The sequence below is a fragment of the Hungatella sp. L36 genome (assembly GCF_014288035.1).
In genome coordinates this window covers 201,557-215,098 of the sequence record NZ_JACOPC010000008.1, presented here as the reverse complement: position 1 = coordinate 215,098, position 13,542 = coordinate 201,557, and the positions used below count along the sequence as shown (strand labels likewise).

Genomic DNA, 13,542 nt, shown 5'->3' with positions numbered 1-13,542 from the left:
GGACGGTTTTCTATGGAAGTTTGTGGACTTGGAACGATTGCGATGGACGTTCTTATGCAGGTGGATATGCTCCCGCAAAAAGACGGCTTCTGCATGGTTAAGAATACTTCATATCAGCCAGGGGGGAGCGGAAGCAATGTGATTGTACAACTGGCAAGGCTAGGGGCGGAATGCGGTTATATTGCGGCCTTGTCGAAGGATCGGTATGGGCTTGATATCCTGAATAATCTGAAAGCAGAAGGCGTAGATACTTCGTGCATGGAGGTGTTTGATAAGGGTGTGACACTTCACACGGATATTGTTATTGATCAGAATGGTGACAAATTCATTATGCTAAACATGGGAGATACCTTCGAAAAATTGGAATTTGATGATATGAAAAAGCTTTATGTAGAGAAAGCGAAGGTATTCTATACAGATCTCTGCCCTGGAAAACCGGCAATGAAGGCAATTACGGCTGCCAGAAATCGAGGAATTGAAACGGTTTTCAATATGCAGGTGGGCTTGGCAACGATGAATGGTCTGGGAGTATCGAAAGAAGAACTTCTTGCCTGTATCAGGGAAGTCGATGTCTTTGCTCCGTGCAGGCAGGGGGTCTTTGATCTGACAGGAACTGAAAACCTGGATGAGTGTTGCGGATATTTAAGAAATTATACAGATGCAGTTCTGCTCTTTACTCTGGGTAGCGGCGGTTCGGCCGCTTATGACCGGGATGGAACGAAGTATGAGGTCCCATGTAAAAAGGTGAATGTGATTGATACTACGGGAGCGGGCGATTCCTACATGGGAGGCTTCATCTATTCTTACTGCATCAAAGGGAAAGATCTGCTGTCCTCCATGCGTTTTGCCACATCTTGTGCTGCACATACGTGCAGCGGCCTTGGAGCAAGATTTTCACCTGATCTGGAGATGGTAGGTCAATATCTGTGACAGAGCGTAAAGGATGAAACACTTTTAGCGGAGGTGAAGGCTGTGGAAGCGAAGGAAGAACTGTGGAAACGAATTCGTGGCGCCCTCGTTGGAATAGCCTATGGTGATTCGTTTGGGATGCCAGTGGAGATGTGGAGCCGGGAAAAAATTGCTGCAGAGTACGGAAGAATTCGGGAACATTTGCCGGGGGATGATAATAATTTTATATCCAAGGGGCTTAAAGCCTGCGAAGTAACGGATGATACAATAAATACGATTCTTGTTATAGATATGCTGAGCGGCAGTGGCGGACAAGTGGATCCTGGAAAATTCATGGAGTTATTGAAAGCATGGGCGGAGACATCCTCAAAGAGTAATACGGTAATCGGACCGAGCACGGCTAAGGCGATGGAGAAAATTGCCGCTGGTGTTCCGATGGAAGAAACTGGGGTGACAGGGACTACCAATGGAGCGGCGATGAAGATTCTTCCGATTGGACTGCTTCATGAGGTGAAAGATCTGGACGACTTAATCGAAGATGTCAGGAGGCTCTGCCTGCCGACCCACAATACATCACCTGCCATCAGCGGAGCCTGTGCAGTGGCTGCTGCAGTTTGTTATGCGGCAAATATCAGGAGCACACGAGAATGCGAAAAGACGGAAAAAGGGGGACAGTCTGCTGACAAAAAGCTTGAGGAAATGCTTGGCTTTGCCCGAAAGGCGGCTGAGAGAGGCCGCGTATTTGGAAATCAGATTGGAGCCCCCTCTGTCAGCGCCAGACTGGAACTCTGCCAAGAGTATATGAAAAAACATACGGAGGATGAGGTTATAGATTTTATTGCAGATATTATCGGAACCGGACTTCCTGTAGAGGAGAGCGTAACGGCTGCTATTTCTTTTGTCTGTCTGGCAAAAGCTGATCTGCAGAAATGTGCGGAATATGTGGTACGAGCAGGAGGAGATACAGATACGATTGCAGCTATTGCTTGCGGGATATGCGGCGCTTTTAATGAGGGAGAGGGTATTACACGGGAGGTGGTGCAAAGAATTGAGGAAATAAATAACATATCCTTCGATGGTCTTGCCGATAAGCTGATGGCAGCCCGGCTGGTGCGCTACAGAGAAGAAAACTGTATGGCAGAGAGTGGTATGTAAGCAGGGGCTGACATGCTGTTTTGGTATCCGGTAAATCTCCTGTTGCAGGGATTTACCGGATATTTTCATTTTGCATGTAAAGAATCATGAGAAAAGAAGAAAACAGTTGACGTCATCTGATAAATATTATATATTATTGATAAATATATTTATCAACTAACCATTGGGAGGGATAACATTGAAAGTAAAAGTAAAAGACATTGCAAAAGCGGCAGGGGTATCGCCCACCACGGTGTCACTGGTTTTAAATAACCGCCCTTCCAGAATTGCGGAGGACACGAAGGAGCATATTCTTCGGGTCACCAGAGAAATGCAGTTTCAGAAGGAATCGGAAATAGATTTTTCAGAGTTTAAGAAGGTGAAGACGCTCGGCATGGTGGTGCCGGACGTGATGAGCTCTTTTTATCACAGGCTGGCGGAGGAAACGTCGAGACATGCGTTTTACCAGGAATACACAGTCTTTCAGTGTTACACTAATGACGATATCCAGTGCTTCTATATGGCGGTGGAAGGGCTGATGGCCAAGAACGTGGATGGGATCATCATCATACCACCCAGAACGATGGATAAAGAAAATGTGAAGCTGCTAAAATCGCTGCAGAAGAGCGGAGTTCCCATGGTGCTGCTGGATCGGGCGGCGTATGCGGTGTTCTGTGATTTTGTGACGGCGGACAACAAACACGGCGGGCGGATTGCCACGGAATATTTGATTAAGCACGGCCATACCGGAATCGGCTGCCTCGTAGGCGAGGCGAATGTCTACACCTCCAGAAAGCGTGTGGAGGGATACCGCGAAGCACTGGCCGCGGCGAAGATTCCATTTGATAAAGATCTTGTCTATTACGGGAATTACGATATAGAGTCAGGACGGGCCGGAATGGAGCTCCTGTGGGGAAAAGGCGTTACCGCGGTGGTTGCAGGCAATGATCTGATGGCCTATGGCGTGTATCTCTTTGCAAAGGGGCATCACCTTTGCATACCCGGTGATTTATCGGTGATCGGCTATGACAATACGGAGCTGTGCGGCCTTATGGACGTGCCGCTGACGAGTGTGGACCAGAATACCGATACGATGGCCTCCAAGGCAGTTGAAGTATTGCTGCGAAGAATCGAGGAGCCGGCCGCCGATGAACCGGAACCGGCCAGAAACTATTATTTCACGCCGTTTGTGGTGGAGCGTGATTCGGTGGGAGAGATGAATCAGAGCTCAGCAAAGCGCAGTGAAATGCGGTAAGACACAGTGAAAAAAGATGAAACGCCGTAATTCGCAATAAGCAGCAAGGAAAAGTCGATTGATAGATAAATAACGGATAAATAAAAGCTAAATAAAGGCTAAATAAAAGTTAAATACCACATATTGCAAAGGCAGGAAACGAAGAATATTGATTCGTTTCCTGCCTTTATTTTTTTGCATTTTTTCAACGGTGAATTTGAATAAATAAAACAGGAAAAAATAGAAGAATCAGTTTAACTCCTGTTTATCTGCGTAAATTTGGATTTTATGTACAAAAAATATGTTAAAATGACTGATAAATAAGAATAAATCACCATTAAAATACAGGGAGAAAATGAAAATTCTGAATTCATTTTTCGTATTGACAAAAGTAGATAAAATGATATAATGAAATTACAGAAATATTTATCACAAATTTATCAAGCGCTTAAAGGTACCGTGAAAATTTCAGTGAAAAAGGAGAGAAAAGTAAATGAAAAAAAGATTTTTTGCAGCAGCTTTATCAGTTGCCATGGTTGGAACTCTTTTGTCAGGGTGCAGCATATCCACAACCAGCACGCCGGAGAGCGATGCGGCAGGAACTACGGCAGCAGCGGGTGAGACGGCGGCGGCTGAGACGACAACAGCAAGCCAGGATTTAAAGGGACGTGAAGAGATCACTTTGTGGTTCTGGGGGGCAGAGCCGTACGCACAGGAAGCGATGCAGCGAATCCTGGCAGATAAGTATAACAGCTCTCAGGATAAGTATAAGCTCGCTATCGAATTCAGACCATCGGTTGATACGGATATGTCAACTGCACTGGCAGCAAATCAGGGACCCGATATCGTATATGGTTCCGGTCCATCTTTCGTTATGCCGCTTGTAGAGGCAGGAAAACTGGAGCCGCTGGATACCTATTCCGAACAGTACGGGTGGAGTGACCGGATCCTGAAGCCGTTCTATGAATCTGGAACCGTGAACGGTAAACTGTACAGTTTAATCAGCGGTGTCAGCACGATGGGAGTCTTTTATAATAAGAAGGTACTGGCTGATAACGGCTGGGAAGTTCCGAAGACGATCGAAGATATGGAGAAGATTATGGATGACGCCCTCACTAAGGGATTGTACGCATCTGTTACGGGAAACAAGGGCTGGAAACCAGTGAATGAAAACTATGCTTCCGTATTTTTAACTCATGTAGCAGGACCGGAGACCATGTACAAATGTCTGACCGGAGAAGAAAAATGGAACAATCCGAATGTCACCGCAGCGATCGAAAAGTCAAAGGAATGGTGGGATAAAGGATATCTTGCAGGTGATGATTATGTAAACCTGAATTTCAGTGAATCCCTGCAGCTTTTATCTGATGAAAAAGCTCCGTTCTTTATTGGGCCGTCAATCGCATTCCAGTGGGCAGCGTCTTTCTTTACCGGAGATAAGACAGAAAACATTGCGTTTATCCCATTCCCTTCCACAGAGACGGTTCCCAATGAAACGTATACTCTGGGTGCTTCCTGTACACTGTCCATTAATGCCAATGTAAGCCAGGAGCATAAGGACGAGGCGGCTAAGATTATTGATATGATGTTCCAGCCGGAATTCATGCAGGAGATGACAACCGCATGGCCGGGATACTGGGGAACTCCGCTGAAAGATTTAACCACCATTGACACCAGCAAGATGGGATATTTATCACAGTCCTTTGTTGACGTTGTAAAAAATATTTCAGCTGCTGTGGATAAAGGAAATTTCGGATATTATGACAATGTATTTTTCCCGGCTTCCACACAGCAGAGTATGGTGAACATTGAGGATGTCTGGTACGATACGGTACCGGTATCCGAATATCTGGATAAGATAGACAAGGATTTTGCGGAAGCGCTCGCAAAGGGCCTTGTACCTCCGATTCCGGAACCGGCAATGAACTGATATCAGCACAGCACAGGCAACTTAAAAAGGGAAGAAGGGAGATGGCCGGTATGCAGGAAGGAAACAGCATACCGGTCATTTTTCTCCAATGAAGAGGAGGTTTCCAATGAAGAGTAAAAAGATAAACTGGAATTATCTTTTGATTGCTCCGGCGCTGCTCATCAGCGTGTCCGTTATCCTGCTCCCGGGAATCATGACCATCGTCTATTCCTTTACGGATTATAACGGTATTTCGCAGAATTTTAATTTTATAGGGCTGCAGAATTTTAAAGAATTGTTTCACGACAGGATTTTCTTTCTGGCAATCCGCAATAACTTAATCTGGACCATTATGTTCATCACGATTCCGGTGTGTATCGGTATGCTGGCCGCGATGCTTCTCTTATCGAGATCGAAGACAAGAAGTATCTATCAGGTGGCATTTTTAATTCCTTACGTTCTGGCTCCGGCGGTAAACGCCATGCTGTGGCTGAACGTGATTTTCAGCCCGGTTGTTGGTGTTGTTTCATTTTTAAAGAGTTTCGGAATCGACTTAGGATCGCCTCTTGCCAGCATGAAAAGTGCGATATTTGCCTGTGCAGGCGTCGATATCTGGCATTACTGGAGTTATTTAACCGTTATTTATCTGGCGGCATTACGACAGACACCGACCGATCAGGTGGAGGCGGCCAGGATCGATGGCTGTAATGGCTGGCAGTTATTCCGCTACATTTATCTGCCGAATATTAAGTCCACGGTAAATCTGATGTTTGTCATGATAGTCATTGGTTCCTTCCTTGCATTTGATTACGTCAAGCTGCTGACCGGCGGAGGTCCGGCACATTCGACAGAGGTACTTGGTACATACGCCTACTCCTTTGCATTCAGTGAGATGAAGGTAGGCAAGGCGGCCGCGGTTGGTCTCTTTATGAGTTTCTTTGGGTTGATTGCTTCTCTGATTTATACGCGAATGAGCCGCAAAGAAAACATGGATTAGGAGGAGAATATGGGAGTTTCTTCGAAAAAGAAAAGAATATGGATCAATGTGCTGATTCATTTTGTATTGATTCTGCTTTTGCTTATCTGCCTGCTTCCGATTGCGCTGGTAGTCATCAACGCATTTAAGACAAATGCTGAAATCGTAAGGAATCCATTGTCGATTCCCAAAGTGCTTCATCTGGAGAATTTTATCCAGGCGTGGACGACAGGTAAATTTGCCCATGGGTTTATCAACAGTATCAAGCTGAGCGGCTGTACGATTCTCATCATTCTGGTCTGCTCCACTCTGGCGGGCTATGTGCTGTCGGGTTACCGGATCAAGGGGAGCGGCATCATACTCACCTACTTTATGATGGCGATGACTGTTCCGATTCAGTTGTTCTTATTCCCGCTGTATTATGCTTTTGCAAAGCTTAACCTGATTGGAAATATTCCGGCAACCAGTCTGATTCTGTCGGCTATGTTTATGCCGCTGTCGGTATTTCTGATGAGAACATTTTTCTTAAATGTGCCGAAGGAACTGGAGGACGCGGCCAGAATTGACGGGGCCAACACAGGACAGGTGATCTGGCATGTGATGCGTCCGGTGGTTTCGCCGGGGTTAATCACGGTTGGAATTCTGATCGGCCTTCAGTCCTGGAATGAATATCTTGTATCCAGTACCTTCTTACAGGGGGAAAAGAACTTTACCGCTACTTTAGGATTTCTGTCTATGAACGGAAGCTACGGATCCAACATGTCGATTCTGATGGCATCCTCGGTAATCCTGATCGCGCCGATCGTCGTCTTCTTCCTTTGCGCTCAGAGATACTTTGTAGACGGCATGGTGAGCGGAGCTGTGAAAGGCTAGGTGCGCCCATGCGGGCAGAAAGACAGAGAGAAAATTAAGAGCACTCTCAGATATAAATGGAGGAATTCAACATGAAAAACATAGCTCGTTTCAAAAATGACATCTACGCCGGTGTACTGGGAAAGATCATCGGTGTTTACCTGGGACGTCCGGTAGAGGGCTGGACCTATGAGGCCATCCGGGATACCTTCGGTGAAATCAACTACTATAAAAATCACAGGACGGGCGCGCCCCTCATCGTTCCGGACGACGATATCTCGGGAACCTTCGCGTTCTTTAGGAGTCTGGAGGACAACAAGTTCGATCCGGATATCCGGGCGGAGCAGATCGGGGACAGCTGGTTAAACTATATTATTGAGAATGAGACCATCCTCTGGTGGGGCGGCCTCTCGAGAAGCACGGAGCACACCGTGTATCTGCGCCTTAAAAATGGAATCAGGGCTCCGAAGAGCGGTTCCATCGAGTTAAACGGGCGGAGCATGGCGGAACAGATCGGCTCGGAGATTTTTATCGACACATGGGCCATGGCAAATCCGGGCAATCCGGAGCGGGCGGCTAAGATGGCCAGGGAAGCGGCTGGCGTCAGCCACGACGGAATCGCCATCGACGCAGCGGTTTATCTGGCTGTTATGGAGTCGCTGGCCTTTGTGGAGAAGGATATCGACAGGCTGCTGGATGCGGGGCTTGCCTACATAGAAAATCCTGAATTTATCCGACTGGTCGGAGCGGTCAGGGAACAGTGTGCCAAGGCGTCTGACTGGAGGGAAGTGAGACAGTGGATCGCAGATCACCATGGATATGAGAAGTATCCTGGTAACTGTCCGATGGTGACAAACCACCTGACTCTTTTGATGGCATTTATCATGGGCGGCGACGATTTTAACAAAGCGTGTATGATTGCCTGCAGTTCCGGCTGGGATACGGACTGCAATTCCGGCAATGTCGGCTGTCTGAATGGAATTCGGCTGGGCCTCGATGGTTTTCGCACGAGCACGGATTTGAGAAAGGCTGTGGCGGACCGGTTGTATGTGGTCACCAGCGACGGAGGCTCCTGCATTTCAGATGCGGTGCAGGAGACCAGGAAAATCTTAAAGGCGGCCTGCCGTCTGGAATATGAGCCGGTTGATTTCCCGGAGGAGCGTCTGGCCTTCGAATATCCGGGCGCCGTTCAGGGGATTGTTCCTTACGATAAGAATACGGAAGAACAGGTACTGTGCGGAATCGATAATCTGGTGGAAAGTCCCTGGCACTGCGATCCGCAGAATGGTAATGAGGAGACAAAAGAGTATGGATGCCGCCTTTCTTACCGCGGCTTAGGGCCTGGAGTACATGCGACTGCCAGTATCGATACCTTTATTGACCTTCAGCCGAAGGGAAAGGAAGGGACCAGCTACTTTGACGTGCTCTGTTCCCCTTCCCTGTACAGCGGCCAGGAAGTGAAGGCCGTTATAGCGGCGGGAGCGGTAAGCCCGGCCTTTACCTTTTTCATCGAGTACTTTAATGAGAAAGATGAGCTGGAGACCTTATCCAGCAGCGCCTTCCAGCTTAACGACGGAGATAATCAGATAAAATGGCGGATTCCCGATGTGGGCGGCCACGCCATCTACCGGCTGGGGATGTCCTTAAGAAGCGGTGCATGCGGTTCCCGTCTGGATGGTTCCGTGATTATCAAATCTCTCGACTGGTCGGGGGCGCCGGAGTGCTACCGCATGGGAAGATCCATGGAAATGACGCCGACCCTGACTCCGTGGACGACGACCACATCATGGCTGAAGACATTTGTCTCATCTGCGGATCATTTCTGCCCGGATTATACAACGACATTTTCCATCTCCCATGCGGCGCCCAACGGTGTTGTGACGACGGGTACTATGGACTGGGATAACTATTCTGTGAAATCGGTGATTACATTTTCCCAGCAGGATGCGGCAGGGCTTGTGGCCCGGGCAAAGGGACACAGAAGGTATTACGGGGCAGTGCTGAAGGATAAAAAGGCTGTGATCTACAAGCAGTGCGATGCAAAACGCACCGTAGTGGCGGAAGCTGCCTTTGATTTTGAAATTGACGATACCCGGGAGCTTGCCTTTACTCTGGATGGCCCGCGGCTGTCTCTGGCAGTGGATGGGAAAACAGCGGTGAGCGGACAGGATGAGAGTTACCTGTGCGGCGGAGCGGGCTTTATAGTGGATTCCGGAGCGATACTGGCGGATGGCTTTGAGGTCAAACGCATCTGCTCCCGCAGGAATAAGAAGGATTGAGAGGAAAAAAGCGTGAGTGTATTAAAATATAGAGAACAGATTTATGCGGGCGTGCTGGGGAAGATTATCGGTGTCTATTTAGGCCGCCCTGTGGAAGGCTGGAGTTACGATAAGATCAGGGAAACCTTTGATGAGGTGAAATACTATGTTCATGAGAAGGTGGGAGTTCCGTTAATTGTGGCGGATGACGACATATCCGGAACGTTCGCATTTTTCAGGGCTTTGGAGGACAATGGATATGACAGGGAACTGCCGGCGAAGGCGTTTGGGGACACGTGGCTGAACTATATCATCGAAAACCGGACGATTCTATGGTGGGGCGGCCTGGGACGGTCAACCGAGCACACGGCTTATTTGAATCTGAAGAACGGCATGGATGCGCCGGAGAGCGGAGCGGTCAGGACCAATGGAACCACGCTGGCGGAGCAGATCGGAGCACAGATTTTCATCGATGCGATCGCCATGGCCTGCCCCGATGATCCGGATCTGGCGGTAAGTCTGGTGAGAAAAGCGGCCAGCGTCAGCCATGACGGCATTGCAGTCGAGGCAGCCTGCCATTTAGCGGCGCTGGAAGCGATGGCGTTTACGGAAAAAGACGTGAATGTGCTTCTGGACCGGGCGGGGGGCTATGTGCAGAACCAGGTTTTAAAGGATATGATCGGTGATGTCCGGGATATCTGCAGCAGAGAATCTGACTGGAGAAAGGTCCGTGACTACCTGGATCCGAAATACGGCTATGAAGTATTTCCAGGCTGCTGCCATATGATTCCCAACCACGCCATGGTGATCGCGGCCATTCTGCTGGGCGGAGACGATTTCCAGAAATCCATCTCCATCGCCTCCTCGGCTGCCTGGGATACGGACTGCAACGCGGGCAATGTGGGCGCGTTCAACGGAATCCGGCTGGGGCTTGATGGAATCAATGCGGGAGCGGACTTCCGGACGCCGGTGGCCGATCTGATGTATGTCGTTACCTCGGATGGCGGGTCTGTTGTCTCCGATGCGGTGATAGAGAGCAAAAAGGTTCTTCAGGCTGCGGCCGCACTGCACGGGGAATCGGTTTCCGTATCGGATAAACGGTACACCTTCGAATACCCCGGTTCTCTTCAGGGCTTTGCAGCATGTGACTACGACCACGGCAGTCAGGCGTGCATCGAGCTTTCCAATTACAATGAAATATCGGAGGAGAACGGCCTGCTGATCCGCTGCCGCCACGTGGCGGACGGAGTGACCGCGGACGTTTCCACCCAGACATTTATCGATTTCTCGAAGCTGGCGCAGAACTTTTCTACCGTGGCGTCTCCGACGCTTTACTCCTCTCAGAAGGTGGTGACGAAGGCGGGATTGGCTGGTTCTCCCCGCACCGGTTCACAGGAGGCAGTGACTCTGCGTCCGTATATTCTCTATTACGATATTGAAAATCAGGTCAGAGCCATGTACGGAGATGCGGTTCTGCTGGATGAAACGAAAAAGACATTTGAGTGGACCGTGCCGGATACAAAGGGCATGTCCATCTTTAAACTGGGATATGAGGTTGCGGGCAGGAAACGTTTCGACGGGGACGTGGTTATCTACAGCATCGACTGGAAGGGAGCGCCCACGGACTTCGCACAGAGAGGCATGCTGATGACCTCCATCTGGAATACGAATCCGCTTTGGCTGGCCGGCTTTGCCAGCTCCGCGGTTCAGTTTGCGGCAGATTTCAAACATACCTACTGTGTATCCAATGTGGAAGCAGATGGTCTGGTGACGATCGGCAGCAGGGAATGGGAAGATTATACCGTGTCATCAACAGTCTTCTACAGCCTTCATGAGGCCGGAGGCCTGGTGGTTAGGAGCAGGGGCCATAAGCGGTACTATGGAGCCGCACTCATGGATTACAGCCGCGCCGTGGTATACGTACAGAAGGATCGGGAACGGGTGATTTTGGCGGAGGTACCCTACTCCTATCAGGAGGATGTGGGATATACGCTTACCTTTGCGGCTCATCAGGAGAAGCTGGAATTCTCGGTGAACGGGGAGAAGCTGATCGAGGTGGAGGATGCCGCTTACTCGGGCGGCGGAGCCGGATTTACAATTTCGAAAGGAACTATGACGTGTGACAGCTTTATTGTTTCATAGGATGGTTCGTCCTATGAAACAATAACCTTCCGGGGGGATGCGCACTCCGCGCTTAGGAAATATGGCCGCTGAAGCGCCCGCGGGGTCTGACCCAACGGTGTACGGCCCCTCAAAGTGAGGTCACTCCGGCGCGCGAGTCCGGCGAACCGGACTCTTTGTTTTTCATAAGAAATCGGCTGCATTACAAATAGGAGACAGAACATGGATTATATTATAGCATCGACAGTTGTTACGGATGAGATAAGGTTTGCTGATAAAAAGACAGTGGAAAAGAAGGCGGGCGGAGCCGGGATCTATGCGCTGTGCGGAATCCGGCTCTGGTGCGACAGCGTCATGCCTGTGACGGGCGTGGGAAAAGACTATGCGGAAATGTTTGGAGAATGGTATAAGAAGAATCATATTTCCATGGATGACCTGATCCAAAAGGACGAGAAGACGCCTTACAACGTAATCCAGTATTTTGAGGACGGAGAGCGGAGTGAGACGGCCCTGTACGGGGCGGATCATTACCGGAAGATCGAGGTGACGTGGGAAGAGCTGGAGCCATATTTTCAGACGGCAAAGGGGATCTACATTTTCAAGAATACCTCCCCGGAGTTCTGGAACGGGATTCTTCCCATGATGGAAAGCAGTTTTCAGACACGCTCCCGGGCGGCGGCCGTCATGTGGGAGATTGCCAGCGATTCCACCTGTCCGGAATGCCTGGAAGAGGTGAGACGGATCGCCGGAAATGTAGATATCTTTTCGATTAATTTAACGGAGGCCCGGAATTTATTCGGAACAGAGTCTTTGGACGAGATAATTGGGAAATTCAGGGGCTGGATGGACAGTTCCGCTCAAGCTGTACAGCGGGATATGGAGAGTTCCCCTCATACAGTTGGAGAAAATGTGGGCGGTCCCACTCCTTTTGCCGGACAGAATCATTTGAAGCTGATCTTTCTGCGCAGAGGTTCTAAGGGAGCGGTGATGATTACGCAGGAAGAGACCGTGTACGTGCCCACGGTGGATCACGTAAATGTGGTGGATCCCACAGGCGGCGGCAACAGTTCATCGGGTGCGGTGCTTTACGGGTGGTGCAGCGGCCATACCCCGGAGGAGTGCGGCCTGATGGGGAGTATAGCGGCCGCCATGTGCCTGGAACAGTACGGCGTTCCGGACGAGATTGGAATGGAGAAGCGGGAGGCCGCACAGAGACTTTTAGAGACAATGAAAGGAAAGAACCCGAATGAAGAGTGAGGAAATCAGAAAGAAACCGTCCATCAGACGGATACATGAGCAGTATGAATACTATAAAAATGTGCCGGAGCGCGGGCTTATGATCAAAGGACGTCCGGCGCTTACCCAGATTGACCACGAAAAGGTGGGGGATTTTGTCCTGATTACGGTGAGGGATCCCCTGTGCGCCTACGATGTGGACCCGGCGAAGAAGATTGCGGACAGACTGGAGCATGCAGAGCTGATCGGCAATTCCGGGATGTTTACCTCTTATACGGGAACGTATAAAGGGGCGAAGATCACCGTGGTCAGCGGCGGCAGCGGATCGCCGGAAATGGAACTGATTTTATATGATTTTATGGAATATACGGACGCGGGAACGTTTCTGCGGGTCGGCGGTTCGGGCGGAATCGGCGATGAGGTGAAGCCGGGAGACGTGGTGATCGCCAGCGGTGTGGTCAGGGAAGAGGCCATGACGAAAGCGTACATACCGGCAGGATATCCGGCGGTCAGCCACTATGAGGTGGTAGGCGCCATGGTAGAAGCCGCCAAAACGCTGGGAGCGCCATACCATGTGGGAGTGACCCTGTCCGTGGACAGCGATTTTGTGGGCGGCGGCAGACCGGGTGTCGGCGGTTACTTACAGCCGTGGAATATTGAAATAGCCGGAATCTACAACCGGGCCGGCGTGCTGAACGGTGACCGGGAATCTGCGGCGATCGTGACTCTGTCCGCGCTGTTTGGACGCAGGGGCGGTTCCATCTGTTCCGTTGCGGATAATCTTTGCACCGGAGAGAAGTTTGAAGCGGGCGGCGGCCATGAGTTTGCGATTGATATCGCACTGGAGGGCTGTGCGGTCTTAAACCGGTTAGATCAGGAAAAGAACGAGAAAAAGGCAGAGGAGAAGCAGTGA

At 49.9% G+C, this 13,542-nt stretch carries 10 protein-coding genes; all 10 read left to right on the top strand.

Translation table 11 applies throughout. The annotated features are described in order from the left end of the window. Positions 1-12 precede the first annotated feature (12 nt). The 10 genes from H8S80_RS19500 to H8S80_RS19455 all read left to right on the top strand — a co-directional run bounded on the left by H8S80_RS19500 (position 13) and on the right by H8S80_RS19455 (position 13,542). A complete protein-coding gene (locus tag H8S80_RS19500) occupies positions 13-930 on the top strand; it encodes a carbohydrate kinase family protein (protein WP_117621489.1) in 918 nt (305 codons plus the stop codon). Positions 931-972: 42 nt separating this feature from the next. Continuing rightward, complete coding sequence (locus H8S80_RS19495) at positions 973-2,064, top strand: ADP-ribosylglycohydrolase family protein (protein WP_117621488.1); 1,092 nt, start codon at positions 973-975, stop codon at positions 2,062-2,064. 178 nt (positions 2,065-2,242) lie between these two features. After that, complete coding sequence (locus H8S80_RS19490) at positions 2,243-3,298, top strand: LacI family DNA-binding transcriptional regulator (RefSeq protein WP_243007872.1); 1,056 nt, start codon at positions 2,243-2,245, stop codon at positions 3,296-3,298. A 472-nt stretch (positions 3,299-3,770) separates the two neighbouring features. After that, positions 3,771-5,207, top strand: coding sequence for an ABC transporter substrate-binding protein (locus H8S80_RS19485; RefSeq protein WP_002601215.1), 1,437 nt, complete (start codon positions 3,771-3,773; stop codon positions 5,205-5,207). Positions 5,208-5,313: 106 nt separating this feature from the next. Next, on the top strand, positions 5,314-6,183 hold the full coding sequence (locus H8S80_RS19480; RefSeq protein ID WP_117621486.1) for a carbohydrate ABC transporter permease: 870 nt from the start codon (positions 5,314-5,316) through the stop codon (positions 6,181-6,183). A gap of 9 nt (positions 6,184-6,192) precedes the next feature. Continuing rightward, positions 6,193-7,035, top strand: coding sequence for a carbohydrate ABC transporter permease (locus H8S80_RS19475; protein WP_002601213.1), 843 nt, complete (start codon positions 6,193-6,195; stop codon positions 7,033-7,035). A 71-nt stretch (positions 7,036-7,106) separates the two neighbouring features. After that, positions 7,107-9,293 carry an ADP-ribosylglycohydrolase family protein gene (locus H8S80_RS19470; protein WP_117621485.1) on the top strand — a complete coding sequence of 729 codons (2,187 nt, stop codon included), beginning with the start codon at positions 7,107-7,109 and terminating at the stop codon, positions 9,291-9,293. Positions 9,294-9,305: 12 nt separating this feature from the next. Then, a complete protein-coding gene (locus H8S80_RS19465) occupies positions 9,306-11,414 on the top strand; it encodes an ADP-ribosylglycohydrolase family protein (protein WP_117621484.1) in 2,109 nt (702 codons plus the stop codon). Positions 11,415-11,615: 201 nt separating this feature from the next. Beyond that, entirely contained in the window at positions 11,616-12,650 is a 1,035-nt protein-coding gene (locus tag H8S80_RS19460) for a carbohydrate kinase family protein (protein WP_117621483.1), read from the top strand. After that, entirely contained in the window at positions 12,640-13,542 is a 903-nt protein-coding gene (locus H8S80_RS19455) for a nucleoside phosphorylase (protein WP_002601209.1), read from the top strand. The genes H8S80_RS19460 and H8S80_RS19455 overlap by 11 nt, the downstream gene beginning before the upstream one ends.

What these genes read in the sequence shown, in the direction of transcription:
- H8S80_RS19480 (WP_117621486.1), top strand. Translation starts at nt 5,314, where the DNA reads ATGAAGAGTAAAAAGATAAACTGGAATTATCTTTTGATTGCTCCGGCG.
- H8S80_RS19500 (WP_117621489.1), top strand. Translation starts at nt 13, where the DNA reads ATGGAAGTTTGTGGACTTGGAACGATTGCGATGGACGTTCTTATGCAG.
- H8S80_RS19460 (WP_117621483.1), top strand. Translation starts at nt 11,616, where the DNA reads ATGGATTATATTATAGCATCGACAGTTGTTACGGATGAGATAAGGTTT.
- H8S80_RS19475 (WP_002601213.1), top strand. Translation starts at nt 6,193, where the DNA reads ATGGGAGTTTCTTCGAAAAAGAAAAGAATATGGATCAATGTGCTGATT.
- H8S80_RS19485 (WP_002601215.1), top strand. Translation starts at nt 3,771, where the DNA reads ATGAAAAAAAGATTTTTTGCAGCAGCTTTATCAGTTGCCATGGTTGGA.
- H8S80_RS19470 (WP_117621485.1), top strand. Translation starts at nt 7,107, where the DNA reads ATGAAAAACATAGCTCGTTTCAAAAATGACATCTACGCCGGTGTACTG.
- H8S80_RS19455 (WP_002601209.1), top strand. Translation starts at nt 12,640, where the DNA reads ATGAAGAGTGAGGAAATCAGAAAGAAACCGTCCATCAGACGGATACAT.